Source organism: Streptomyces sp. NPDC051963 (assembly GCF_044593495.1).
Classification (GTDB): Bacteria; Actinomycetota; Actinomycetes; order Streptomycetales; family Streptomycetaceae; genus Streptomyces.
In genome coordinates this window covers 110,575-134,792 of the sequence record NZ_JBIUCC010000014.1, presented here as the reverse complement: position 1 = coordinate 134,792, position 24,218 = coordinate 110,575, and the positions used below count along the sequence as shown (strand labels likewise).

Annotated in this window: 19 protein-coding genes; 13 read left to right on the top strand and 6 right to left on the bottom strand. The window is 70.8% G+C overall.

All coding sequences use genetic code 11. The annotated features are described in order from the left end of the window. Positions 1-49 precede the first annotated feature (49 nt). Complete coding sequence (locus tag ACIHFB_RS42420) at positions 50-1,726, top strand: sigma-70 family RNA polymerase sigma factor (protein ID WP_400129670.1); 1,677 nt, start codon at positions 50-52, stop codon at positions 1,724-1,726. On the opposite strand, the gene ACIHFB_RS42415 is transcribed toward ACIHFB_RS42420, so the two are convergent. Both ACIHFB_RS42415 and ACIHFB_RS42410 read right to left on the bottom strand, forming a co-directional pair. After that, a complete protein-coding gene (locus ACIHFB_RS42415; protein WP_365285657.1) occupies positions 1,708-2,406 on the bottom strand; it encodes a glycerophosphodiester phosphodiesterase in 699 nt (232 codons plus the stop codon). The two genes, ACIHFB_RS42420 and ACIHFB_RS42415, sit on opposite strands and share 19 nt — an antisense overlap. 32 nt (positions 2,407-2,438) lie before the next feature. Further along, positions 2,439-3,635: an adenosine deaminase gene (locus ACIHFB_RS42410; protein WP_400129669.1), complete on the bottom strand. Its 1,197-nt coding sequence runs from the start codon at positions 3,633-3,635 to the stop codon at positions 2,439-2,441. Between the two features lie 23 nt (positions 3,636-3,658). On the opposite strand from ACIHFB_RS42410, the gene ACIHFB_RS42405 reads away from it, so the two are divergent. Further along, the gene (locus ACIHFB_RS42405) at positions 3,659-4,582 is read left to right on the top strand and encodes a hypothetical protein (RefSeq protein WP_400129668.1); all 924 of its coding nucleotides are present in this window, start codon (positions 3,659-3,661) and stop codon (positions 4,580-4,582) included. 11 nt (positions 4,583-4,593) lie between these two features. Here ACIHFB_RS42405 and ACIHFB_RS42400 read toward each other — a convergent pair whose 3' ends face one another. Further along, positions 4,594-4,944 carry an NADAR domain-containing protein gene (locus tag ACIHFB_RS42400; RefSeq protein ID WP_400129667.1) on the bottom strand — a complete coding sequence of 117 codons (351 nt, stop codon included), beginning with the start codon at positions 4,942-4,944 and terminating at the stop codon, positions 4,594-4,596. A gap of 213 nt (positions 4,945-5,157) precedes the next feature. Here ACIHFB_RS42400 and ACIHFB_RS42395 point away from each other — a divergent pair, with 213 nt between their 5' ends. The 8 genes from ACIHFB_RS42395 to ACIHFB_RS42360 all read left to right on the top strand — a co-directional run bounded on the left by ACIHFB_RS42395 (position 5,158) and on the right by ACIHFB_RS42360 (position 14,874). Then, complete coding sequence (locus ACIHFB_RS42395; RefSeq protein WP_400129666.1) at positions 5,158-6,687, top strand: gamma-aminobutyraldehyde dehydrogenase; 1,530 nt, start codon at positions 5,158-5,160, stop codon at positions 6,685-6,687. 53 nt (positions 6,688-6,740) lie between these two features. Further along, positions 6,741-7,988 (top strand): spermidine/putrescine ABC transporter substrate-binding protein, encoded by a 1,248-nt coding sequence (locus ACIHFB_RS42390; RefSeq protein ID WP_365285647.1) that lies wholly within the window; start codon positions 6,741-6,743, stop codon positions 7,986-7,988. Further along, positions 7,985-9,154: an ABC transporter ATP-binding protein gene (locus ACIHFB_RS42385; RefSeq protein WP_400129665.1), complete on the top strand. Its 1,170-nt coding sequence runs from the start codon at positions 7,985-7,987 to the stop codon at positions 9,152-9,154. Before ACIHFB_RS42390 ends, ACIHFB_RS42385 begins: the two co-directional genes overlap by 4 nt. Next, positions 9,154-10,080 (top strand): ABC transporter permease, encoded by a 927-nt coding sequence (locus ACIHFB_RS42380; RefSeq protein WP_365285643.1) that lies wholly within the window; start codon positions 9,154-9,156, stop codon positions 10,078-10,080. The genes ACIHFB_RS42385 and ACIHFB_RS42380 overlap by 1 nt, the downstream gene beginning before the upstream one ends. After that, positions 10,081-10,881 carry an ABC transporter permease gene (locus tag ACIHFB_RS42375; RefSeq protein WP_365285641.1) on the top strand — a complete coding sequence of 267 codons (801 nt, stop codon included), beginning with the start codon at positions 10,081-10,083 and terminating at the stop codon, positions 10,879-10,881. It begins immediately after the preceding gene. 29 nt (positions 10,882-10,910) lie between these two features. Beyond that, positions 10,911-12,329, top strand: coding sequence for an FAD-dependent oxidoreductase (locus ACIHFB_RS42370; RefSeq protein ID WP_365285639.1), 1,419 nt, complete (start codon positions 10,911-10,913; stop codon positions 12,327-12,329). 129 nt (positions 12,330-12,458) lie between these two features. Continuing rightward, positions 12,459-12,905 (top strand): hypothetical protein, encoded by a 447-nt coding sequence (locus tag ACIHFB_RS42365; RefSeq protein ID WP_365285637.1) that lies wholly within the window; start codon positions 12,459-12,461, stop codon positions 12,903-12,905. 175 nt (positions 12,906-13,080) lie between these two features. Beyond that, the gene (locus tag ACIHFB_RS42360; RefSeq protein WP_400129664.1) at positions 13,081-14,874 is read left to right on the top strand and encodes a chitinase; all 1,794 of its coding nucleotides are present in this window, start codon (positions 13,081-13,083) and stop codon (positions 14,872-14,874) included. Here the strand turns inward: ACIHFB_RS42360 and ACIHFB_RS42355 are convergent. The 3 genes from ACIHFB_RS42355 to ACIHFB_RS42345 all read right to left on the bottom strand — a co-directional run bounded on the left by ACIHFB_RS42355 (position 14,813) and on the right by ACIHFB_RS42345 (position 18,494). Continuing rightward, entirely contained in the window at positions 14,813-15,685 is an 873-nt protein-coding gene (locus ACIHFB_RS42355) for a phosphatase PAP2 family protein (RefSeq protein ID WP_400129663.1), read from the bottom strand. The two genes, ACIHFB_RS42360 and ACIHFB_RS42355, sit on opposite strands and share 62 nt — an antisense overlap. 249 nt (positions 15,686-15,934) lie before the next feature. Then, positions 15,935-17,269: a 4-aminobutyrate--2-oxoglutarate transaminase gene (gabT, locus tag ACIHFB_RS42350; RefSeq protein ID WP_400129662.1), complete on the bottom strand. Its 1,335-nt coding sequence runs from the start codon at positions 17,267-17,269 to the stop codon at positions 15,935-15,937. Positions 17,270-17,366: 97 nt separating this feature from the next. Next, positions 17,367-18,494 carry a hypothetical protein gene (locus ACIHFB_RS42345; RefSeq protein WP_400129661.1) on the bottom strand — a complete coding sequence of 376 codons (1,128 nt, stop codon included), beginning with the start codon at positions 18,492-18,494 and terminating at the stop codon, positions 17,367-17,369. 168 nt (positions 18,495-18,662) lie between these two features. Here ACIHFB_RS42345 and ACIHFB_RS42340 point away from each other — a divergent pair, with 168 nt between their 5' ends. The 3 genes from ACIHFB_RS42340 to ACIHFB_RS42330 all read left to right on the top strand — a co-directional run bounded on the left by ACIHFB_RS42340 (position 18,663) and on the right by ACIHFB_RS42330 (position 24,163). After that, on the top strand, positions 18,663-20,780 hold the full coding sequence (locus ACIHFB_RS42340) for an ATP-binding protein (RefSeq protein ID WP_400129660.1): 2,118 nt from the start codon (positions 18,663-18,665) through the stop codon (positions 20,778-20,780). Positions 20,781-20,898: 118 nt separating this feature from the next. Beyond that, a complete protein-coding gene (locus ACIHFB_RS42335) occupies positions 20,899-22,476 on the top strand; it encodes a PucR family transcriptional regulator (RefSeq protein WP_400129659.1) in 1,578 nt (525 codons plus the stop codon). A gap of 241 nt (positions 22,477-22,717) precedes the next feature. Next, a complete protein-coding gene (locus ACIHFB_RS42330; RefSeq protein ID WP_365285625.1) occupies positions 22,718-24,163 on the top strand; it encodes an aldehyde dehydrogenase family protein in 1,446 nt (481 codons plus the stop codon). Positions 24,164-24,218 lie beyond the last annotated feature (55 nt).

Here is a 24,218-nt window from a genome sequence, read left to right as displayed (position 1 = left end):
TCATGGCGAGCCGCACGGTCACGGCTGAGAAGGTGCGTACGGACACGGAATGACACACGAGAGGACGGATGTGGAAGGGCGGCAGTGGCGCTCCACGATCGCGGCCGCGCAGGCCGGCGACCGGCAGGCGCTGGACGAACTGGTCGCGGGCTGGCTGCCGTTGGTCTACAACATCGTGGGCCGCGCCCTGAACGGTCACGCCGATGTCGACGACGTCGTGCAGGAGACCATGCTGCGCGCCGTCGACAACCTCGGCTCGCTGCGCGACCCCGACAGCTTCCGGTCCTGGCTGGTGGCGATCGCCATGCGGCAGATACGGGACCGGGCGCGCCGCAAGCAGCCCGACCGACTGGACGAGTCCGCCCCGCACGAGGCCGCCGACTTCGCCGAACTCACCGTCCTGCGGCTCCAGTTGGAGGGTCAGCGGCGCGAGGTCGCGGAGGCGGTGCGCTGGCTCGACGACGAGGACCGGCAGCTGCTGTCGCTGTGGTGGCTGGAGGTCGCCGGTGAACTGACCCGGCGCGAGCTGGCCTCGGCCGTCGGCATCAGCCGCCGGCATGCGGCCGTGCGCGTCCAGCGGCTGAAGGAACGCGTGGAGACCGCGCGCGGAATCGTGCGGGCCCTCGACGGCGCCTGCCCCGAACTGCGTGAGCTGACCGCCCGCTGGAACGGCCGCCCCGACTCCGTCTGGCGCAAGCGGCTGGCCCGGCATCTCCGTGGCTGCGCCTACTGCGGCGACACCCGCGAGTCCGTCGTACCGGCCGAGCGGCTCCTCGTCGGCATCGCGCTCGTGCCGCTGCCGGTCGGCTTCACGCTGTCGCTGGCCTTCGGCGGCAAGACGGCCGTGGCCGCGACCTCCGTCGGCTGGTCCGCCAAACTGCTGGGCGCGCTGACCAAGCCCGCCGTCGCGATGACGGCCGGTGCGACCATCGTCGCGGGCGGCGCGTACGTCGTCACCCAGCCCCCGGACGACCCGCCACCGCGCGCGGCGGCACCGACCGCGGCGAGCACCGCCCGCCCGCCGTCCCCCTCCGCGCCCGCCTCACCCACACCGTCGCCCTCGCCGTCCCCGACGCCGACGAAGGAACCCGAGCTGTACGGCACCGTCGTGGACGCCGTCGACCGGGCCCCGGACCCGAACGCCGAGCCCGCTGCCCTGCCGCGCCGTCCCGAGTCCGGCATCACCAGCACCGGCGGCGCGCAGGCCGTCATGCAGCACCGCGGGGAGAGCGTGACCCTCAGCGGCCAGGGATATGTCCTCGTACGCTGGCAGATCTCGCCCGACGACCGGTCCGGCGGACTGACCGTGCCGACCTGGACCGGCCTGAAGGGCAAGCTCTTCCACGTCGCGTCCGGAGGCGGCCGCCGGATGGACGACGTCATCGGCGACGGCTCCGACCGCGGCTACGTCACCGGCATGGGCGGCCCCGACATCGGCTACACCGTCCTGCCCGACGGCACCCAACAGATGTGGCAGAACGAGTACTTCTACGTCGACGGCACCGTCACCCTCAACCAGAACGAACGCGGCGCCTCCTACGGCCTGACCGTCTTCACCTCGACTTGGGACAAGGCGAACGAGGACGTCCGCTACGGCCCTCCCCAGGGCGCCATCCGCTACGGCCTCGTCCGCGACAACGGCAAGGACACCGCGCCCGTACCGCAGTACGTCACCCGTGCGACCCCGGCCGATCCGGCGACGGTGGCTCAGCGCTCGCGCGTGTAGTCCCCGCGCAGGGCGCACAGGGCGTCGATCCGGTTCGTCGTGATCGAGTCGACGCCGATGTCGAGGAGGCGGCGCATGGAGCGGCGGGTGTCGGGGGTCCAGACGGAGACCAGGTAGCCGTCCGCGTGGATACGGGCGGCGAGGTCGCGGTCCACCAGTGGGAAACGGTAGTTGAGCCACCGCGGGCGCACCGCGTCCAGCAGTGCGGGGCGCGGTGGCGCCAGCGTCGTCCAGGTGAGCGCGATCTCGGCCGACGGGTCGGCGGCGCGTACGGCGAGCATGGCGGGGGCGCCGGCGCAGTAGTACACGCGGTCGGCGGCCCCCGACTCCCGTACGACGTCCACGACCCGGCGCGCCGCCTTCTCGCCGGGCTCACCGGGCAGATCGAGCATGACCCGGCTGCCGTTGGTGGTGGTGAGGGCCTCCGCCAGCGTCGGCACCCCGCCGTCCGTGAGGCCGTGCACCTCGGCCGCCGACAGCGAGCCGAGCGGCCGGTCGTGCTCCCACAGCCGCTTGAGCGTGTCGTCGTGCAGCAGCACGGGCACGCCGTCCCTCGTCAGCCGTACGTCGGTCTCGACCGCGTCCGCTCCCCGCCGAAACGCGGATCGCAGGGAGCCGAGGGTGTTCTCACGGAGCCGGTAGGGGTCGCCGCGGTGGGCCACGGCGGTCACGTTCTGCATGGGCCTCATTGTCGCGGGCTTCTCGACGGGGTTCAGGGCGCGAGCCAGGCCGAGGTGTAGGTGTCGATCTCGTCCTTGATGCGGGCCTTGCCGGGCTCGTCGAGGAAGGACGCCTGCACCGCGTTCTTGGCCAGGTCCGCGAGGCCGCGCTCGTCGAGTTCGAGGAGCCTCGCGGCCACCGCGTACTCGTTGTCGAGGTCGGTGCCGAACATCGGCGGGTCGTCGGAGTTGATGGTGACGAGGATGCCGGACCGCACGAACTCCTTGATGGGGTGCTCGTCGAGGGTGCGGACCGCGCGGGTGGCGATGTTCGAGGTCGGGCACACCTCCAGCGCGATGCGGTGCTCGGCGAGGTGCGCGAGCAGCTTCGCGTCCTGCGCGGAGCTCGTGCCGTGCCCGATGCGCTCGGCGTGCAGTTCGTTGAGCGCGTCCCACACCGTCTCCGGGCCGGTCGTCTCGCCGGCGTGCGGCACCGACCGCAGCCCGGCGGCCAGTGCCCGGTCGAAGTACGGCTTGAACTGCGGCCTCGGTACGCCGATTTCGGGCCCGCCGAGCCCGAACGACACCAGTCCCTCGGGGCGCAGCCGGTCGTCCGTGGCCAGTCGCGTCGTCTCCTCGGCCGCCTCCAGACCCGCCTCGCCGGGAATGTCGAAGCACCAGCGCAGTACGGTCCCGAAGTCGGCCTCGGCCGCCTTGCGCGCGTCCTCGATGGCGTCCATGAAGGCGCCCTCGTCGATGCCACGGCGGGTCGAGGAGAACGGCGTGATGGTCAGCTCGGCGTACCGCACCTGCTGCCGGGCCATGTCCCGGGCCACCTCGTACGTCAGCAGACGTACGTCCTCCGGTGTGCGGATCAGGTCGACGACGGACAGGTACACGTCGATGAAGTGGGCGAAGTCCGTGAAGGTGAAGTAGTCGGCCAGCGCCTCGGGGTCGGTCGGGACCTTGGAGTCGGGGTGGCGGGCGGCCAGCTCCGAGACGATCCGCGGGGAGGCGGAACCCACGTGATGCACATGCAGTTCGGCCTTGGGCAGTCCGGCGATGAAGGCGTGCAGGTCGCGCGGTGCGCCTGCGGCTTCTGCGGCTACGTGTCGGGACAAGGTTCCTCCCCGGGAACGGCGTCCCCGGCCGGTGTCCGGCGGGACGCGGGTGATCGGCTGATCGATGACTCGGGGATCATCGTAGGCCGGACCCCCGCCGTCGTGGCACGGGCCGTAGCATGACGGCACGCTCGACAGAGGGGACCCCGCGCATGTCCGACGACGCGCAGACGCCGGAAGCGCGTGACAACGCCGCCGCGCACTGGCCCACGCCGCCGCCCGACGACACCGGCGACCCCTGGGCGGCACCGAGCGCGGCCGACGCCGCCGAGGTGCCGCTGGCCGAGGGCGCGGACCCCGAGGTCGACCTGAAGAAGGCGGACCGGGCGGGGTCGGCGGGCGGAGGCGGGGAGGCCGTTGCCGACGCCCGGCCCGAGCCGAACCCGTGGGCGCCGCCCGTGGACGACACCCCACCCGCACCCGGCGGCCCCGGCAACACGGTCGCGTCGGGCGCCCCGGGCATGACGTGGCCCACCCCTTCCTCCCCTCCTTCCGTTCACGATCGACAGACGGCCACCGGGATGCCGCCGATGGGCACTCCTGCGGCGGCACAGGACGCAGACCAGAGCCAAGCCCAGCCGTCCCAGCCGTGGGCGAACCCCTTCGCACCCCCGGCCCCCACACCCCCGCCGAACGGCTCCGCCAACCCCTTCGCACCGCCCCCACCGGCACCCCCGTACGCCCACCGCGAGCCCGTCCCTCCGCCGCCCATATCTCCCGAGGGCCCCGGCCAGGTCCCGTACGGCTACCCGGCCGGTCACGGTTACCCGGCCGGTCCGGGATACCCGTCCCAGTCCGGCGCGGGCTACTACGGCTGGCCCGGTGTACAGCCGGCGCCGGCCAACGGAATGGGCACGGCGGGCCTGGTACTCGGCATCCTGGCGGCCGTCGTCTTCTGCCTGTGGCCGGTGGCCATCGTCCTGGGCATCCTCGCCGTGATCTTCGGCGCGCTCGGCCGCGGAAAGGCCCGCAGAGGCGAGGCCACAAACCCGGGCCAGGCCCTCGGCGGCATCATCTGCGGCGCGGTCGGCATCGCCCTGGCCCTCGGCGTGTTCGCCCTGGTCCTGGCGATCTGACCGCACCGCGGTCATCCCCCGCCCCCCACCAACCTCTCCCGCGCCCCCATCAACGCAAACCCCAGCAGATTCGGCCCCCGCCACCGCTCAGGGTCCATCGCCGCCGGGTCGTCCGCCGCCAGCCCGATTCTCCACACCCTTTCCAGCGGGCTCGCCTCGACCAGCTTCGAAGCCGCGCACGAGACGCCCGGCCTGCTTGGGACGCCGTCCACGACGAAGGGCGACGGCCACCACTGACTCAGACAGCTTGCGTCGACGCGGCCGTCCCGCTGTGCCCGGTGTCCCCAGAAGTGCAGGTACTTGACTCTCGCCCCCGCGCGGACCTCCCTGACCAGGGACTCCCAAGCATCGATCTTCCCCATGCATGCGAGTCTGGCAGGCACCACTGACAACCCGTCCCCCCTTTTCCATGCCGACTCGACACCTGGTCGACAGATTCCGTCGCGTAACCAAAAGGCAACAACGGAATCACTTGTTGGACGCCCTTAGCTCTGTCAGGATCGGCACTCAAATCGAGCTGAAGCTACGCCACCCACCCCTGATCACCGGGGACGACGGCGGAGGAGAGCGACGACATGCACAACCCGGGAACCCCGGACCGATTCCCCGCACAGGAGCGCCTCGCGGCCGGTGCGCAGTACATCGCGGGCCGTCTGACGAAGGGCACCTCCGGTCGTACGCACGCGGTCGTCGACCCGGCCACCGGCGAGGACGCGTACACGTACGAGCTGGCCGGGCCCGAGGACGTCGACGCGGCCGTGGCCGCCGCGCGCGAGGCCTTCCCGGGCTGGGCCGCGACCACCCCGGGTGAGCGTTCCGACGCGCTGCACCGCTTCGCCGCCGTGCTCGCCGAGCGCGCCGAGGAGTTCGCGCGCGCCGAGTCCCTCCAGTGCGGCAAGCCGCTGAAGCTGACCCGTGAGTTCGACGTGCCCGGGACCATCGACAACACCGCGTTCTTCGCGGGCGCGGCCCGGCACCTCCAGGGACAGTCGGCGGGCGAGTACTCCGGCGACCACACCTCGTACGTCCGTCGCGAACCCATCGGCGTCGTCGGTTCCATCGCGCCCTGGAACTACCCCCTCCAGATGGCCGCCTGGAAGATCCTCCCGGCCATCGCCGCGGGCAACACCATCGTCCTGAAGCCCGCCGAGCTCACCCCGCTGACTTCGCTGCTCTTCGCCGAGGCCGCCACCGGGGCCGGTATCCCGGACGGTGTCGTCAACATCGTCACCGGGACGGGCAAGGAAGCCGGCGAGCACCTCGTCGGCCATCCCGACGTCGCCATGACCTCCTTCACCGGCTCCACCGCCGTCGGCAAGCGCGTCGCCGAGATCGCCACCGCGACCGTCAAGCGCCTCCACCTGGAGCTGGGCGGCAAGGCACCCTTCGTGGTCTTCGACGACGCCGACCTGGAGGCGGCCGTCAACGGCGCCGTCGCGGGCGCGCTCATCAACACCGGCCAGGACTGCACGGCCGCCACGCGCGCGTACGTGCAGCGGCCGCTCTACGAAGCGTTCGTGGAGCGGACCGCCGCCCTCATGGACACCGTCCGGCTCGGCGACCCCTTCGCCCCGGGCACCGACCTCGGCCCCCTCATCTCGCACGTCCAGCGCGACCGCGTCGCCGGTTTCGTCGACCGGGCGCGTGGCTACGCGCGCGTGGTCACCGGTGGTGAGGCCCCGCAGGGGGAGCTCAAGAACGGCGCGTACTATCGCCCCACCCTGGTCGCGGACGCCGCGCAGGACAGCGAGATCGTGCAGTCCGAGATCTTCGGGCCGGTTCTCGCCGTCCTCCCCTTCGACAGCGACGACGAAGGCATCCGGCTGGCCAACGACACCCCGTACGGCCTGGCCGCCTCGGCGTGGAGCAGGGACGTCTACCGGGCGAATCGCGCGACCCGCGAGATCAAGGCCGGCTGCGTCTGGGTCAACGACCACATCCCGATCATCAGCGAGATGCCGCACGGCGGCTACAAGTCCTCCGGCTACGGCAAGGACATGTCAACCTACTCCTTCGACGAGTACACCCAGATCAAGCACGTCATGTTCGACAACACGGCGGTGCCCAGGAAGGACTGGCACCGCACGATCTTCGGGGACCGATAGCAGACAGGCCGCCCGACCGCGGCCGCCCATCCTCCCGAAAGGGCACCAAGCGCATGGAGCAGTACGAACCCGAACCGCTGACTCCGGTCCAGCTGGCCGCCATGCGGCGCAGCCTCCGGAACGGCAGGGGCGCCCTCACCCGTCGTTCGCTGCTCCGCGCCTCCGCGGGCGGCGCGCTCGCGGTCGGCGGCCTCGGGGCGTTGAGCGGCTGCGGGATCCCCGCGGCGGGCAAGACGGAGGGCGGCACCTCCGCGGAGGACCACTCGGCGAAGGAGAAGGAGATCAACTTCTCCAACTGGACCGAGTACATCGACGTCGACGAGAGCGAGAAGCACCACCCCACGCTCGAGGCGTTCACCAAGCGGACCGGCATCAAGGTCAACTACACCGAGGACATCAACGACAACAACGAGTTCTTCGGCAAGATCAAGCCGCAGCTCGCCGCGGGCCAGGACACCGGCCGCGACATCATCGTCCTCACCGACTGGCTGGCCGGCCGGCTGATACGCCTGGGGTGGGTCCAGAAGCTGGACCCGGCCAACCTCCCGCATGCGTACGCCAACCTGTCCAGCCAGTTCCGCAGCCCGGACTGGGATCCCGGCCGCGCCTACTCGTACCCCTGGCAGGGCATCTCGACCGTCATCGCCTACAACAAGAAGGCGCTCGACGGCATCGAGGTCACGTCGGTCTCCGACATGCTCGACAACCCCAAGCTCAAGGGCCGCATCGGCTTCCTCACCGAGATGCGCGACAGCATCGGCATGACGCTGCTCGACATGGGCAAGGACCCGGCGAAGTTCACCGACGACGACTACGACGCGGCGGTCGCCCGGCTCCAGAAGGCCGTCGACAAGGGCCAGATCCGCCGCTTCACCGGCAACGACTACACGTCGGACATCACCAGCGGCGACTTCGCCGCCTGTATCGCCTGGGCCGGTGACGTCGTCCAGCTCAAGGCGGACAGCCCGGACGTCGACTTCATCATCCCGGACAGCGGCTACATGACGTCGACCGACAACATGCTGGTCCCCAACAAGGCGCGCCACAAGACGAACGCCGAGCGGCTCATGGACTACTACTACGAGCCCGAGCCGGCCGCCGAACTGGCCGCCTACATCAACTACGTCTGTCCCGTCGACGGAGTGAAGCCCTACCTCGCGAAGATCGACGAAGACGCGGCGAACAACCCGCTGATCATCCCAGACAAGGAAATGGCCGCGAAGTCGCACTCCTTCCGCCTGCTCAGCAGCAAGGAAGAGACGGCCTACGAAGAGAAGTTCGCGAAGCTCACAGGGGCGTGACCACCATGACGAACGACAGCAGCGGCGACGTCCGCCTCTCCGGGATCAGCAAGACCTACGGCTCCTTCACCGCCGTACAACCGCTCGACCTGACCGTGCCGCAGGGCTCCTTCTTCGCCCTGCTCGGTGCTTCGGGCTGCGGCAAGACCACAACTCTGCGGATGATCGCGGGACTCGAGGAGCCGACGAGCGGCACCGTCTTCCTCGGCGACCAGGAGGTCACCCACCTGCCGCCGTACAAGCGGCCGGTGAACACGGTCTTCCAGTCGTACGCCCTCTTCCCGCACCTCGACATCTTCGAGAACGTCGCCTTCGGTCTGCGCCGGCGCGGCATCAAGTCGGTGAAGAAGCAGGTCGGGGACATGCTCGACCTGGTCCAGCTCGGCGAGCAGGCGCGCAAGAAGCCGCATCAGCTCTCCGGCGGCCAGCAGCAGCGTGTCGCGGTCGCCCGCGCGCTGATCAACACCCCCAAGGTGCTGCTCCTCGACGAGCCCCTCGGCGCCCTCGACCTGAAGCTGCGCCGCCAGATGCAGCTGGAGCTCAAGCGCATCCAGACCGAGGTCGGCATCACCTTCATCCATGTCACGCACGACCAGGAGGAGGCCATGACGATGGCCGACACGGTCGCCGTGATGAACGCGGGCCGCGTCGAACAACTCGGCTCGCCCACCGACCTCTACGAGAACCCCGGCACCACGTTCGTCGCCAACTTCCTCGGCACCTCGAACCTGATCGAGGCCGAGGTCGACGCCAAGAGCGGCGACGACATCGTCCTCAAGGCGGGCGCCGGCAAGCTGGTCCTGCCCGAGGCCCGCTGTTCCGCGCCCACGACGACCGGCGGCAAGGTCCTGGTCGGCGTCCGCCCGGAGAAGATCTCCCTCACCCACGCCGACGACGCGGGCTCCATCCCCGAGGGCCGCAACCGCATCACCGGCAAGATCACGAACGGCAGTTTCATCGGCGTCTCCACGCAGTACGTGATCGACAGCGCCGTCTGCCCCGAGTTCGAGGTCTACGTCCAGAACGTCGACCGCGACGCCCGGCTCGCCCCGGGTGCGGACGTCGTCCTGCACTGGAGCCCCGCGCACACCTTCGGTCTGGACGCGGCCCAGGACATCGACGCCGGAGTCGAGACCGTGGACCCGGAAGAGGGGGTGGCGGCCTGATGGCGGCCATCACCGAGGCACCGCCCCTGGCGCCCGCACCGGAAGAGAAGAAGCCCCCTCGCAAGCGGGGCCGCTGGACGCCGTACTGGCTGCTCCTGCCCGGCATCCTCTGGCTGCTGGTCTTCTTCGCGATGCCGATGATCTACCAGGCCTCCACGTCCGTGCAGACGGGCTCCCTGGAGGAGGGCTACAAGGTCACCTGGCACTTCGCGACCTACTGGGACGCGCTGTCCGAGTACTACCCGCAGTTCCTGCGCTCGGTGCTGTACGCGGGCGCCGCGACCATCCTCTGTCTGGTCCTCGGCTACCCGCTCGCGTACCTGATCGCGTTCCGTGCGGGCCGCTGGCGGAACCTGATCATGATCCTGGTGATCGCGCCGTTCTTCACCAGCTTCCTGATCCGTACGCTCGCCTGGAAGACGATCCTCGCGGACGGCGGCCCGGTCGTCGGCGCCCTCAACACACTGCACGTCCTGGACGTCACCAGCTGGCTCGGCTGGACCTCGGGCGACCGCGTGCTGGCCACGCCGCTCGCCGTGGTCTGCGGTCTGACGTACAACTTCCTGCCGTTCATGGTCCTGCCGCTCTACTCCTCGCTGGAGCGCATCGACGGACGGCTGCACGAGGCGGCGGGCGATCTGTACGCCAGGCCGGTCACGACCTTCCGGCGGGTCACCTTCCCGCTGTCGATGCCGGGCGTCGTCTCCGGCACGCTGCTGACCTTCATCCCCGCGGCCGGTGACTACGTCAACGCCGATCTGCTCGGCTCCACCGACACCCGCATGGTCGGCAACGTCATCCAGACCCAGTTCCTGCGGATCCTCGACTATCCGACGGCCGCGGCCCTCTCCTTCATCCTGATGGCCGCGATCCTCATCATGGTCACGTTCTACATCCGCAGGTCCGGAACGGAGGATCTGGTTTAAATGGCCTTCGTCAACTGGCTCAAGCGTCATTTCGTCGTCATCGCGGGACTGGTGACCCTCGGCTATCTCCTGCTGCCGAACGTCGTCGTCACGGTGTTCTCCTTCAACAACCCGAAGGGGCGCTTCAATTACCAATGGCAGGAGTTCTCCACCGACGCGTGGAAGGACCCCTGCGGTGTCGCCGACATGTGCGGCTCGCTGTCGGTCAGCCTCCAGATCGCGTTCTGGGCGACGCTCGGCGCCACCGTCCTCGGCACGATGATCGCCTTCGCGCTGGTCCGCTACCGCTTCCGCGCGCGGGGCGCCGTCAACTCGCTGATCTTCCTGCCGATGGCGATGCCCGAGGTCGTCATGGCGGCCTCGCTGCTCACCCTGTTCCTCAACATGGGTGCGCAGTTGGGCTTCTGGACGATCCTGATCGCCCACATCATGTTCTGCCTCAGCTTCGTCGTGACGGCCGTCAAGGCGCGCGTCATGTCGATGGACCCGAGGCTGGAGCAGGCGGCGCAGGACCTGTACGCCGGACCGGTGCAGACGTTCGTCCGGGTCACCCTGCCGATCGCCGCCCCGGGAATCGCGGCCGGCGCACTGCTCGCCTTCGCGCTCTCCTTCGACGATTTCATCATCACCAATTTCAACGCGGGCTCGACCGTCACCTTCCCCATGTTCGTCTGGGGCTCGGCACAGCGCGGAACACCCGTTCAGATCAATGTCATCGGTACGGCGATGTTCCTCGTAGCCGTACTTTTGGTGCTGGCCTCCATGGCCGTCAGCAATCGCCGCAACAAGCAAAAGGCGTAACCGGAAAAACCCTGTAGGGAGTTGGAATCATGGCCCCGAGCGCCATGAGTCGTTGGACAAAGGCACTCATCGAAGCCCAGCCGGTCTCGTACTGGCTGGACGACCCCGGCAAGCCCCGCCCCGAACCCGCCCTCACCGGCGCCGAGACCTGCGACCTGCTGGTCGTCGGCGGTGGCTACAGCGGACTGTGGACCGCGCTGATCGCCAAGGAGCGCGATCCGCAGCGGGACGTGGTGCTGGTGGAGGGCCGCGAGGTGGGCTGGGCCGCCTCGGGCCGCAACGGCGGCTTCTGCGCCGCGTCGATCACACACGGTCTGGCCAACGGGCTCGCCCGCTGGCCGGACGAGATCCACAAGCTGGAGCAGCTGGGCGCCCGCAACCTCGACGAGATCGAGGCGGCGGTCGCCCGCTACTCCATCGACTGCGACTTCGAGCGCACCGGCGAGATCGACGTCGCCACCGAGGCGTACCAGGCGCGGGAACTGCGCGAGTGGCACGAGGAGACGGAGCGTCTGGGCCTCGCCGACGGCGTCGAGTTCCTCGATGCCGAAGCGCTACGGGAACAAGTCGACTCACCGACCTTTCAGGCGGGCCTGTACGACCGCCGCGGCGTCGCCATGCTCAACCCCGCCAAGCTGGCCTGGGGCCTCAAGCGGGCGTGCCTGGAGCTCGGCGTCCGCATCCACGAGCACACCCCCGCCCTCACCCTGAAGCCGTACGGCGCCGGCATGGCCGTACGCACCCCCTACGGCTCCGTCCGCGCCCGTAACGTCGCGCTGGGCACCAACATCTTCCCCAGCCTGGTCAAGCGGGTACGGGCGTACACCGTCCCGGTCTACGACTACGCGCTGATGACCGAGCCGCTCACCGCCGGCCAACTGGACTCCATCGGCTGGAAGAACCGCCAGGGCCTCGGGGACTCGGCGAACCAGTTCCACTACTTCCGCCTCTCCGCCGACAACCGCATCCTCTGGGGCGGCTACGACGCCATCTACCCGTACGGCGGCCGGGTGCGCGCCGAGTACGACGACCGCCCGGAGACGTACGCCAAGCTCGCCGGGCACTTCTTCGGCTGCTTCCCGCAGCTGGAGGGCGTGCGGTTCACGCACGCGTGGGGCGGCGCGATCGACACCTGCTCGCGCTTCTCGGCGTTCTTCGGCACCGCGCACCAGGGCCGGGTGGCGTACGCGGCGGGTTTCACGGGCCTGGGCGTCGGTGCCACCCGCTTCGGCGCCGATGTGATGCTGGATCTGCTGGCCGGGGAGCGCACGGAGCGCACGGAGCTCGACATGGTGCGCAAGAAGCCGCTGCCGTTTCCGCCGGAGCCCTTCGCCTGGACCGGGATCGCACTCACGAAGTGGTCGCTGGCCCGCGCCGACGCACACGGCGGGCGGCGCAATCTGTGGCTGAGGACCATGGACAAGCTGGGGCTCGGCTTCGACAGCTGACCGTACGGCACACATGTGACTGTGATTCAGTTCACTCCGACGGGTTGCCCGAACCCGCGTAATGCTGCCGGAAGACCTCCCTCTCCTTCGTGACGCGACTGCGTCGACGAGAGACAGGGAGGACCCCTCATGACAGGGGCGAAGACGGCGGTCGAGTGGCTCGCGGCCGTCGCACCGGATCCCGAGGCCTGCCGCTGGGAGTGGGAGCGCAACCCTCTGGGGGTCGCGCTGCTCCCGGCCGGCAAAGCCTGGGACGTCCTGATCCTGCCGGGTGAACTCGGCTACCCCACCCTCGACGTACTGACCCGCATCATCGACCAACTGGGGCCCGTGCTGGCCGACTTCGGCGACGCCCGGATGGGCTTCTTCGTGCCACCGGGCACGGCCGCCCGCTGGCTCGGCACGGGTATCCGCGCTGCGGGGGCGGGGGCGTGGATCGTCGTGCCGTATCCGGGACGCGCCACCGGCGGGGTCCGCTGGCTGGTCCCGCCCGATGGCTCCGGCACCCTTACGGATCCGGGGCTGCTTGAACTGGCCATGCATGAGGCTGCGGCCGGCTTGGCCGATTCGGACTAAGGGGGTGCCGGGATGGGTTGTGTGTCGGCTGCGGCAGCGTCGTGGCTGGTCGCGCAGTTCCCCGCGCCCCTTGGGGGCGTTGTGGGACCCGGCGAGAGGTATTGACAAGCCGATTGGTCTGGACCAAATTGTGCGGCGCTCCACCCTCCAATTCCCCCCATGCCCGGAGGCACTTGTGGATCGCCCCAGACCTTTCGTCGCCGTACTCACGGCCGCCGTCCTGGCCGTGCCCGGCATCACCGCGCTCTCGTCGGCCGCCCGTGCGGCCGACGCGGACCTCGCTCGCAACGGAAGCTTCGAATCCGGCCTGGACGGCTGGACGTGCTCATCCGGTACGACGGTCAACTCACCCGTGCGCACCGGCAGTTCCGCACTCCAGGCAACCCCGGCCGGCAGCGACAACGCACGGTGCTCCCAGACGGTGACCGTGAAACCCGACTCCCAGTACACGCTCTCCGGCTACGTCCGCGGCGCCTACGTCTACATGGGCGCGACCGGCACCGGCACCACCGATGTCTCCGCCTGGACCCAGTCCGCCCCCGACTGGCAGCAGCTCACCACGACCTTCCGCACCGGCGCCTCGACGAACAAGGTCACGATCTACACCCACGGCTGGTACGGCACCGGCGCCTACCAGGCCGACGACATATCGCTCACCGGACCGGGCGTGGACGCGGGCCAGCCGCCCGCCGCACCCGGCGGGCTGAAGGTCGGCACGGTCACCTCCTCCAGCGTCGCCCTGTCCTGGTCCCCGGTCTCCGGTGCTTCCGGCTACGCCGTCTACCGCGACGGGGTCAAGGTCCAGACGGTGAGCGGCACTTCGGCCACCGTGACGGGCCTGTCGCCGTCCACGGCGTACAGCTTCCAGGTGGCCGCGGGGAACGACGCGGGCGAGTCCGCCAAGTCGGCCACGGTGACCGCGACGACGACCGCGGGAACCGGTACTCCCGTGGAACTCCCGGCCCACGCCCTGGTCGGCTATCTGCACGCCAGTTTCGCCAACGGCTCCGGCTACACGCGCATGGCCGACGTCCCGGACAGCTGGGACGTCATCGACCTGGCCTTCGGTGAGCCGACCTCGGTGACCTCCGGCGACATCCGCTTCAACCGCTGCCCGGTCACCGAGTGCCCGAACGTCGAGAGCGACGCCGAGTTCAAGGCCGCGATCAAGGCCAAGCAGGCGGCGGGCAAGAAGGTGCTGATCTCGATCGGCGGCCAGAACGGCCAGGTGCAGCTGACCACCACGGCGGCCCGCGACGCCTTCGTCACCTCCGTCTCGAAGATCATCGACGAGTACGGCCTCGACGGTCTGGACATCGACTTCGAGGGCCACTCGCTGTCCCTCAACGCCGACGACACGGACTTCAAGAACCCCAAGACGCCGGTGATCGTGAACCTGATCTCGGCCGTGAAGACCCTCAAGGCCAAGTACGGCGACGACTTCGTGCTGACGATGGCCCCCGAGACGTTCTTCGTCCAGCTCGGCTACCAGTACTACGGCACCGGCCAGTGGGGCGGCCAGGACCCGAGGGCGGGCGCCTACCTTCCGGTGATCCACGCCCTGCGCGACGACCTCACCCTGCTCCACGTCCAGGACTACAACTCGGGCCCGATCATGGGCCTCGACAACCAGTACCACTCCATGGGCGGCGCCGACTTCCACATCGCGATGACCGACATGCTGCTCACCGGCTTCCCGGTCGCGGGCAACGCGAGCAACGTCTTCCCGCCCCTGCGCCCGGACCAGGTCGCCATCGGCATGCCGGCCTCCACGAACGCGGGCAACGGCTACGTCCCCCCGGCCGAGGTCACCAAGTCCCTGGACTGTCTGACGAAGAAGACGAACTGCGGCTCGTACGCCACCCACGGCACCTGGCCCGCGCTGCGCGGCCTGATGACGTGGTCGATCAACTGGGACCGCTACTCGAACTGGGAGTTCCAGCGGACGTTCGACGGCTACTTCGGCTGAGGCGGTCGACGACCACCACGAACCCGGTGAGCAGCACCGCGCAGAGGCACCAACTGGCCACCACGTCCAGTGGCCAGTGGTAGCCGCGGCGGACCAGTCCGAACCCGACGCCGAGGTTGAGCGCGGTGCAGGCGAGGACGAGACCGCGGCGGGCCGGGGCGGTGCGGAGCCAGGGGAGGAGGAGCAGGGCCGCGCAGCCGTAGGCGATCGCGGCCGTGGCCGTGTGGCCGGAGGGGTAGTAGCCGGTCGCGGGCGGCACGGCCGGGGTGCCCGGGCGGTCCGTGAGTTCCTTCAGCGGGACGATCAGGGCCGGAACCAGCGCCATCAGTACGGCCGCCGCGGTGGCCGGCAGCCACCACCGGTCTGTACCACTGCGGTGTGAGCGCCAGGCGGCGTACCCGAGGGCGGCGGCCAGCACCGGGATCGCGACCGGGACATTGCCCAGGTCGGCGAGGAGTTCGGAGAGCCGGTCCGGGTGGACGAGGGCCCGGCTGAGGCGTTCGTCGACACGCAGCAGCGGGCCGTCGTCGACGACCTGCCAGGTGATCAGCGCGAAGAGGAGGGCCGGAAGCCCGAGAAGGAGGAGAAAGGAGGTCGGCCGCCCCGGAACAGGGGGGGTGGTTCCGGGGCGGCCGATCAGATCGGATGGTCGGCCGCCCCGGGGGGTTTGGGGCGGGCGACTGTCCGATCGGTGAGGAGATCCGGAGCCGGAAGCTCCGGGTGTGTGCGCGAGGGCACGACCAGGTCGAAGCTGGGGAGGCCCCGGCCTGCTGCCGCCCACAGTCCCCTGTGGGCGGGGTGTATCTCTCATCTGGGTAGAACCTACGGCAGGGGGTGGGCGTACGACAGACGGAATCGCGTCCCGTCATCCACCTCGCACACCTTCTTCACACGCTCTGACGGCCGCCGCCCCCGGCCCTGGAATCGCGATGGAGGACAGGACTGGGGCGGGTGGGACCCATGAGGTGATCCATGGATCAACCACCCATGAGGCCGCTGTGGCTGAACTGCGCCTTTGTGCGCGTCGAAGCAGCTGCGGGTGAAGCTGCCGTGCGTCGGCTCAGATGCGGGAGAAGGCCTGCTCGATGATGTCGAGGCCCTCGTTCAGCAGGTCCTCGCCGATGACGAGCGGGGGCAGGAAGCGCAGCACATTGCCGTAGGTGCCACAGGTCAGGACCAGTAGTCCCTCCTGGTGGCAGGCCTTGGCGAGCGCGGCCGTGGCCTCGGGGTTCGGCTCCTTGGTGGCGCGGTCCTTGACCAGCTCGATGGCGATCATGGCGCCACGGCCGCGGATGTCGCCGACGATGTCGAACTTCTCGGCGATGGCGGCGAGGCGGGCCTTCATGATCGCCTCGATGTTCTTCGCCTTGGCGTTGAGGTCGAGCTCCTTCATCGTCTCGATCGAACCGAGCGCACCGGCGCAGGCGACGGGGTTGCCGCCGTAGGTGCCGCCCAGGCCGCCCGCGTGCGCGGCGTCCATGATCTCGGCGCGACCGGTCACGGCGGCGAGCGGGAGGCCACCGGCGATGCCCTTGGCGGTGGTGATCAGGTCCGGGACGATGCCCTCGTCCTCGCAGGCGAACCACTGACCGGTACGGCAGAAGCCCGACTGGATCTCGTCGGCGACGAAGACGATGCCGTTGTCGGCGGCGAACTGGCGGACGGCCGGCAGGAAGCCCTTCGCGGGCTCGATGAAGCCGCCCTCGCCGAGCACCGGCTCGATGATGATCGCCGCGATGTTGTCCGCGCCGACCTGCTTGGACATCTGGTCGATGGCCTGCGCGGCGGCCTCCGGCCCCGCGTTCTCCGCACCGGTCGGCCAGCGGTAGCCGTACGCCACCGGCACCCGGTACACCTCGGGCGCGAACGGCCCGAAGCCGTGCTTGTACGGCATGTTCTTGGCGGTCAGCGCCATCGTGAGGTTCGTACGGCCGTGGTAGCCGTGGTCGAACACGACGACGGCCTGCCGCTTGGTGTACGCACGCGCGATCTTGACCGCGTTCTCGACGGCCTCGGCACCGCTGTTGAACAGCGCGGACTTCTTGGCATGGTCCCCCGGCGTCAGCTCCGCCAGCGCCTCCGCGACCTCGACGTACCCCTCGTACGGCGTGACCATGAAACAGGTGTGGGTGAAGTCGGCGAGCTGAGCCGACGCCCGGCGCACAACGGCCTCGGCGGACGCACCGACGGACGTCACGGCGATACCCGACCCGAAGTCGATCAGCCGGTTCCCGTCGACGTCCTCGATGATCCCGCCACCCGCCCGCGCGGTGAACACCGGCAGCACGGAGCCCACACCCTGCGCGACCGCGGCCCTACGGCGGGCCTGCAACTCCTGCGACTTGGGACCGGGAATGGCGGTGACGACGCGGCGCTCCTGCGGGATTGCAGTCATGAGGGGCTCCTGGGGGTTCTACGGAAACTTGCGTTCTCTTCTTTTCTCGCAGGCTAGGACCGGGAGAGGGGGGTGGGCATGCTCCATGTGGGCGTTGTCAGCGGGGGCGGTTGTCCTTGGTGGACATAGCGACGCCGAGCGGGCGGGCGCCGCCGGGTACGGAGACGACGCAGCGCGTGGTCGGATCGCCCGCCATCCACAGCCGGCCGGCGTTCGAGTCCACGTACACCCGGAACGGGCTCGGCGTCAGGCTCCGGCCGTCCACGGTGATCCTTTGCTGTCTGCCGTTCGTGCGGACCTCGCAGTCGACCGGCCGCCAGGGGTGCGCGGCGAGCGTGCGGGCCATGCGGCGCGTGGCCACGACCACGTAGATGTGGAAGGGGAGGATCGTCACCTCGAGGATCAGGGCCATGACGAAGACCCCGATCTTGTCGTGGTCCTGGTCGGCGACCACCTCGGCGACCTGGACCGCCAGCAGCGCCGGCCAGAAGGTGAACAGCAGGGCGAAGCGGGCGGACAGCCGGCGGCGTAGCGCGCGCCGGGTGGGGGGATGGGACAGGGCGTCGAGGGAGGGGTCGGGGGCCGCCACGTCCGGTCCGGCGGCGTTCTCCGGCATCATGCCGTGGCGCAGGTACCGGTGGCGCAGGCGATGCGGGGCCTTCTCGTCGGCGCGCGAGGCGGCGATGACCATCTGGTCGCCGGGGATGCCGCTGTACCAGAGGCGGGCGATCCGGGCCCTGCGGTCGGGGCGTGCGGTGGGGCGCATGCCGGCGTGCCACCACATCGGTACGGACCCGAGGATCAGGGGGAACCGCCGCTCGGGGGCGGCGGGGTCCGGGACCTCGAACCATGCGCTGCGGGTGTCCTTGGCCTTCGGATGGTTGCCGACGCCGTGCCGCGGGTTCTCCGCGATGTGCCAGGGGTGGGTGCGCAGGACGCGGCGGACGCGATACGCGTTGGGGAGCTCACCGAGCAGCTCGAAGGGGACGCGGATGCCCGTGAGGAGGAGGAACACGACGTTCAGCCAGACCACCCGCTCGCGCAGCGGGATGCCGATGCCGGAGTACCAGGTCCACCAGGCGGCACAGCAGGCGATGAGCAGAAGACCGGGCCCCACCTGTCGCCACCACGCCCGCCGAGTCGCCGGATCGTCCCACGCGACCGCCCCCGCCCCCGGCCCGGGCCCCGCGAAATCGCCCTCACCGACGGCCACTTGATCCGTCACCTGCGTGTCCCCGTTTCGTCCGCCGCGTGCAATATGAAGGGACGACGATATCCGGAGCGTCTTGGTCCGTTCCGCGCGCCGGACGGCGCAAGCCGTGAACTCCCCTTGCCGGGGCATTAGATTGACTCGCTGACGGTGGACGGAACGGCTGCTCAGGGGGCAAGCGCGATGGACAGCGACGGGACGCAGGACGCGCGGGGTACGCATGCGAACCCTGTGCCGCGTCCAGCGGGGCCGCCCCCCGCGATGCCGCCCCTCCCGGCGCAGGCACCCGGCGTGCCCCCGCGCCCGGACGGCTCGGCGTTCCTGACGTGGCTGCGGACGCCACGGCCGGAGGCGGCACCCGGGGTGTGGCGGTTCGGGCACCGGCCGCGGCCGGAGGAGGAGCCGGAGGTCATTCCCGGGCGGCAGCTGATCAGCGGGGCCGTGATCGCGTTCCTGGTCGGCTGGCTGATCTGGTCGCTGCTGTGGAACGGCTATCTCGGCAGCTGGTGGCTGCTGCCGCTCTACGCGATGATCCCCGAGTCCTGGGTCGAACCGCACAGTTTCGCCGCGGTCGTGGTCGTCTACGCCTACTACGTGCTGATCGCGCTGGTCATCATGGTCGGCGTCGGGCGGCTCGGCCGCTGGTCGGAGATCTGGCGCCGGTACGGCCCGCCCGCCTGGCGTCGGACCCCCCGGACGAACGAGCGCCCGCCCGCCGCCGAAGAAGACCCCGCCCAGTGGAACCAGCTCCGCGCCGCCGGTGCCGCCGACGCCGCCGAGCGGCTTGTCGTCGAGGCGCGGAGTGGGCTGATGCGGGATGTGGACCATGCCCGGATCGCCCGTGCCTGGCAGGGCGTGCGCAGTGGCCGGCACAGCCTGGCGACCTTCACCGGTGCGGTGCTGAAGGACGGGGCCGCTGCCTGTCTGCACCCCTCCGGGGCGCGTGATCTGCCGGCCCGGCTCGGTCGGCACGATCTCCTCACGGGGCAGGTGCGGCTGGGTACGACGGCCGACGACGCCCGAAACCCGTACGCCTACCGGGGCAGCGGTCTCGGTCTCGGCCCCGATCTGCTCGGCACCTCGCTGCTGGCCGTCGGGCCGGCGGGCTCGGGGAAGACCGGCAGTGTGGTCCGTCCGCTCGCCGAGTCGCTGTGTCTGCACGCGCTCGCCGGGCGAGCGGCCGTCGTGGTGGTCGGCGGGGCGGGGGCGGGGCTCGGCCCGGCCGACGCGTATGACGTCGTCGTACGGATCGGGAATCCGGACTCCGTGTACGACCTCGATCTGTACGGCGGGACCACGGACCCCGATGAAGCCGCGGCCGTGCTGGCCGAGGCGCTCGTCGGGGATCTCGCCGATCCGCATCCGGGCAGTGACGGTCGCCGGTCCACGACCGTACTCGCCCAGCTGCTCGGGCCGTTCCGGGCGGTGCACGGACGCTTCCCGTCGGTACCGGAGCTGCGGCAGCTGCTCGACGGGTCACCCGGTCTGCTCGGCGCGCTGCGCCAGGGCCTTACGGGCTCCGACCACGAGTCGCTGCTGCGTGAACTGGACGCCCGGGAGCGGCAGATGGGCCAGCCGGGCGATATCGGCGGGACCCTCGCGGACCGGGTGGCGCTGCTGGACCGGCCGGCGTTCGCGGGGTTCTTCGACACGTCGGGCCAGTCCCGGCCGTTCTCCCTCAAGGCCCTCGACCATCCGGTGCGGGTACGGATCGACCTGCCCGAGCGCGGGCACGCGGACGCCTCGCGGATGCTGGCGCGGCTGGTGCTCGCGCAGTTCACGGCGAGTGTGGCGGTGCGGGAGGACCGTTCGCTGTTCGCCTGTCTGATCCTGGACGACGCCTCGGGTGTCGTCACCCCAGAGGCCGTCAAGGGGGTTCAGCGGCTGCGGTCCGCGCATGCCGGAGTCGTCCTGACCCTGCGCACCCTCGACGACGTACCGAGGCCGCTGCGCGGTCCGCTGCTCGGAGCCGCCGGCTGCCGGATGGCGCTGTCCGGGCTGACGCCGTGGGACGGGCAGGACTTCGCCGAGGTGTGGGGCAAGGAGTGGACCGAGGCACGGGACGTCACCGACCGGCAGATCATCGCCGAGACCCCGGCCGGGAAGGCCGTGCACATGGTGCGGCGCGTGATCACCGGGAAGGCGCCGACCGCGCGGGCCGTGACCGTGCGGCAGGTCGAGCGGGAGCGGTGGTCCGCGTCCGAGCTGGCACACGGCGTCCCGCCGGGACACGCGGTGCTGTCGTTGACGACCGTGCAGGGTGAGCACGCGCCGCCGCTGCTGGTGGATCTGCGCGACTGACGTCCGGGCGAGAGGGCGTGCGGCGACCGTACGGTGAGGCAGAATCGGCATAGGCCGTTCATACGTGGCGGCCAAAGGATCACAATGATCACGCAACCCTCACCGACCTGAAGGCTCCATGCCCCCGACGCTCGCCTCCCTCGTCCACCACTCCGCGCTCAAGCTCACCGTGCGCGCGGGCGAGGACCGGCTGGACGTGCCCGTCCGCTGGGCGCACGTCAGCGAGCTGGCAGACCCCGTGCCGTACATGGAGGGCGGGGAGCTGCTGCTGATCACCGCGCTGAAGCTGGACGCGGAGGATCCGGAGGCGATGCGGCGCTATGTGAAGCGGCTGGCGGGGGCGGGGGTCGTCGGGCTCGGCTTCGCCGTCGGCGTCAACTACGACGAGACCCCCAAGGCCCTCGTCGACGCCGCCGGGGAGGGGGGTCTGCCGCTGCTGGAGGTGCCGCGCCGCACGCCCTTCCTCGCCATCAGCAAGGCCGTCTCGGCGGCGATCGCCGCCGACCAGTACCGGGCGGTGACGGCGGGGTTCGCGGCACAACGCGAGCTCACCAAGCAGGCGTTGACGGACGGGCCCGAGGGGCTGCTCGCCGCGCTCGCCTCGCAGGTCGACGGATGGGCGGCGCTCTACGACGCCTCGGGCGCCGTCGTCGCCACCGCCCCGGAGTGGGCGGGACGCCGGGCCGCCCGGCTGACGGCGGACGTGGAACGCCTGCGGGAGCGGCCCGCGCCGGCCTCCTCGGTGGTGGGCGGGCCGGAGCACGAGGACCGGGTCGAACTGCACTCGCTGGGCACCGGCCGCCGCCCGCGCGCGGCGCTCGCGGTGGGCACGGCGGCGGCGCTGGGGACCGCCGAGCGGTACGCGGTCCACTCGGCCATCGCCCTGCTCACCCTGACCACCGAACGCTCCCGTGCCCTGCACGCCGCCGAGCAGCGGCTCGGGGCGGCGGTGCTGCGCATGCTGCTCGCCGGGGAGCCGGACCACGCCCGCACGGTGGCCGGTGACCTGTACGGCGCTCTCCTCGACGCCCCCTTCCGCGTGATCGTCGCCGAGCCGGCCACCACGAACGGAGATCCGTTGGCCGGCCTTGCGGAGGTCATCGAGTCGGCGGGCGCGCGGTCGGGGGAGGCCGTACTGGTGGTGCCCGAGGGAGAGCGGCTGGTGGCGCTGGCCGCGGACGGCGGGGCGGCGGTCGAGGCCTGCGCGGAGTATGCGGCGGCCGTCGAGGCGGCGCGGGCCACCGGGCCGGAGCAGCCGCTGACCGACGAGGACGAACTCGTCATCGGCCTGTCGGCCCCCGTGGGACCCATCGCCGCGGCGGCCGCCTACAAGCAGGCCGAACAGGCGCTGTCCGTGGCCCGGCGGCGGGGGCGGGTGGCCGTGGAGCACGAGCAACTGGCCGCGGGGTCCGTGCTGCCGCTGCTCGCGGACGACGCGGTGAAGGCGTTCGCGGACGGTCTGCTGCGGCCGCTGTACGAGCACGACGCCACCGGTCGGGGTGACCTGGTCGCCTCACTCCGGGCCTGGCTCTCCCGGCACGGCCAGTGGGACGCGGCGGCGGCCGACCTGGGCGTCCACCGGCACACGCTCCGGTACCGGATGCGGCGCGTGGAGGAGATCCTCGGCCGCTCGCTGGACGATCCGGACACACGGATGGAGCTGTGGCTGGCGCTGAAGGCGACGTCGGCGGAGTAGGCGCGCGGGGTTGGTGCCGGGCGGGGGTGGGTCGCGCAGCCCGGCGCTGACGGGGTGCCGCCTGTGCCCACCCGTGCCGCCCCAGGCGGCACGACTGCCCGCAGCCTGTGCCTGCCATTCCGGCACACTCGGCCCCCCGACCACTACGCCCCGGACAAACGCCTCCTCCCCTCCCCACCCCTACCGTGGACCGCGAACGCCAAGAACCATCACCCCCAACGCGGAAGGGCCGGGACTCCCAATGACTTCCACCCATGCCTTCTGGCTCGCCGGCCGCCAGGTCACCGGTGAGGCCACCTTCGACGTCACCTCCCCGTGGGACGGACGCCTCGTCGGCAAGGTCGGTGTGCCGACCGACGCGCAGGTCGAGGAGGCCGTGGCCGCCGCGTACGCCGTACGGGACGAGTTCGCGGCGACACCCGCGCATGTCCGCGCCGCCGCCCTCGACCACGTCAGCCGGCGTCTCGTCGAGCGCACCGAGGAGATCGCGCGGCTCATCTCCGCCGAGAACGGCAAGCCGATGAAGTGGGCCCGGGGCGAGGTCGGCCGCGCGGTGTCCGTGTTCCGGTTCGCCGCCGAGGAGGCCCGGCGCTTCAACGGCGGCGAGGCCCAGCGCCTCGACACCGACCTCGGCGGCCAGGGCCGACTCGCGCTCACCCGCCGCTTCCCGAAGGGCGTCGTCCTCGGTATCGCGCCCTTCAACTTCCCGCTGAACCTCTGCGCCCACAAGATCGCCCCGGCGATCGCGGCAGGCGTGCCGATCATCCTGAAGCCGGCCCCGGCCACCCCGCTCTCCGGCCTGATGATCGGCGAACTGCTCGCCGAGACCGAACTGCCCGCGGGCTCCTGGTCCGTCCTCCCGGTCGCCAACGACCGTATGCCCGCCCTCGTCCAGGACGAGCGGCTGCCCGTGATCTCCTTCACCGGCTCCGAGAAGGTCGGCTACGCGATCATGGACTCGGTGCCGCGCAAGCACTGCACGCTGGAGCTGGGCGGCAACGGTGCGGCCGTGGTGCTCGGTGACTACGCCTCCGACGCCGACCTCGACTGGGCGGCCACCCGGATCGCCACCTTCTCGAACTACCAGGGCGGCCAGTCCTGCATCTCCGTGCAGCGGGTCATCGCCGACGCGTCCGTCTACGACCGTCTGCTCCCGCGCATCGTCGCCGCGGTGGAGGCCCAGGTCACCGGCGACCCGTCCGACGACGCGACCGATGTCGGCCCGCTGGTCAGCGAAGACGCCGCCAAGCGCGTGGAGTCCTGGGTCCAGGAGGCCGTCGACGCCGGTGCCACGCTTCTCGCCGGTGGCAAGCGCGACGGCGCCTCGTACGCGCCGACGGTCCTCACCGACGTACCGGCCGACACCACGATCTCCTGCGAGGAGGTCTTCGGACCCGTCCTCACCGTGCAGAAGGTGGACGGCGAGGCGGCGGCCTTCGCCGCGGCCAACGACTCCAAGTACGGCCTCCAGGCAGGCGTGTTCACCCATGACCTCCAGGTCGCCTTCCGGGCCCACCGTGCCCTGGAGGCCGGCGGTGTGGTCATCGGCGACGTGCCCTCCTACCGTGCCGACCAGATGCCGTACGGCGGCGTCAAGCAGTCCGGCGTGGGCCGTGAGGGCGTGAAGTTCGCGATGGACGACTACACCTATGAGCGGGTGCTGGTGCTCACCGGCCTCACGCTCTAGCTCATGGGAACCATTTTCATATAGAGTGCTCGAAAGGGCCCGGCACCGATGCCTT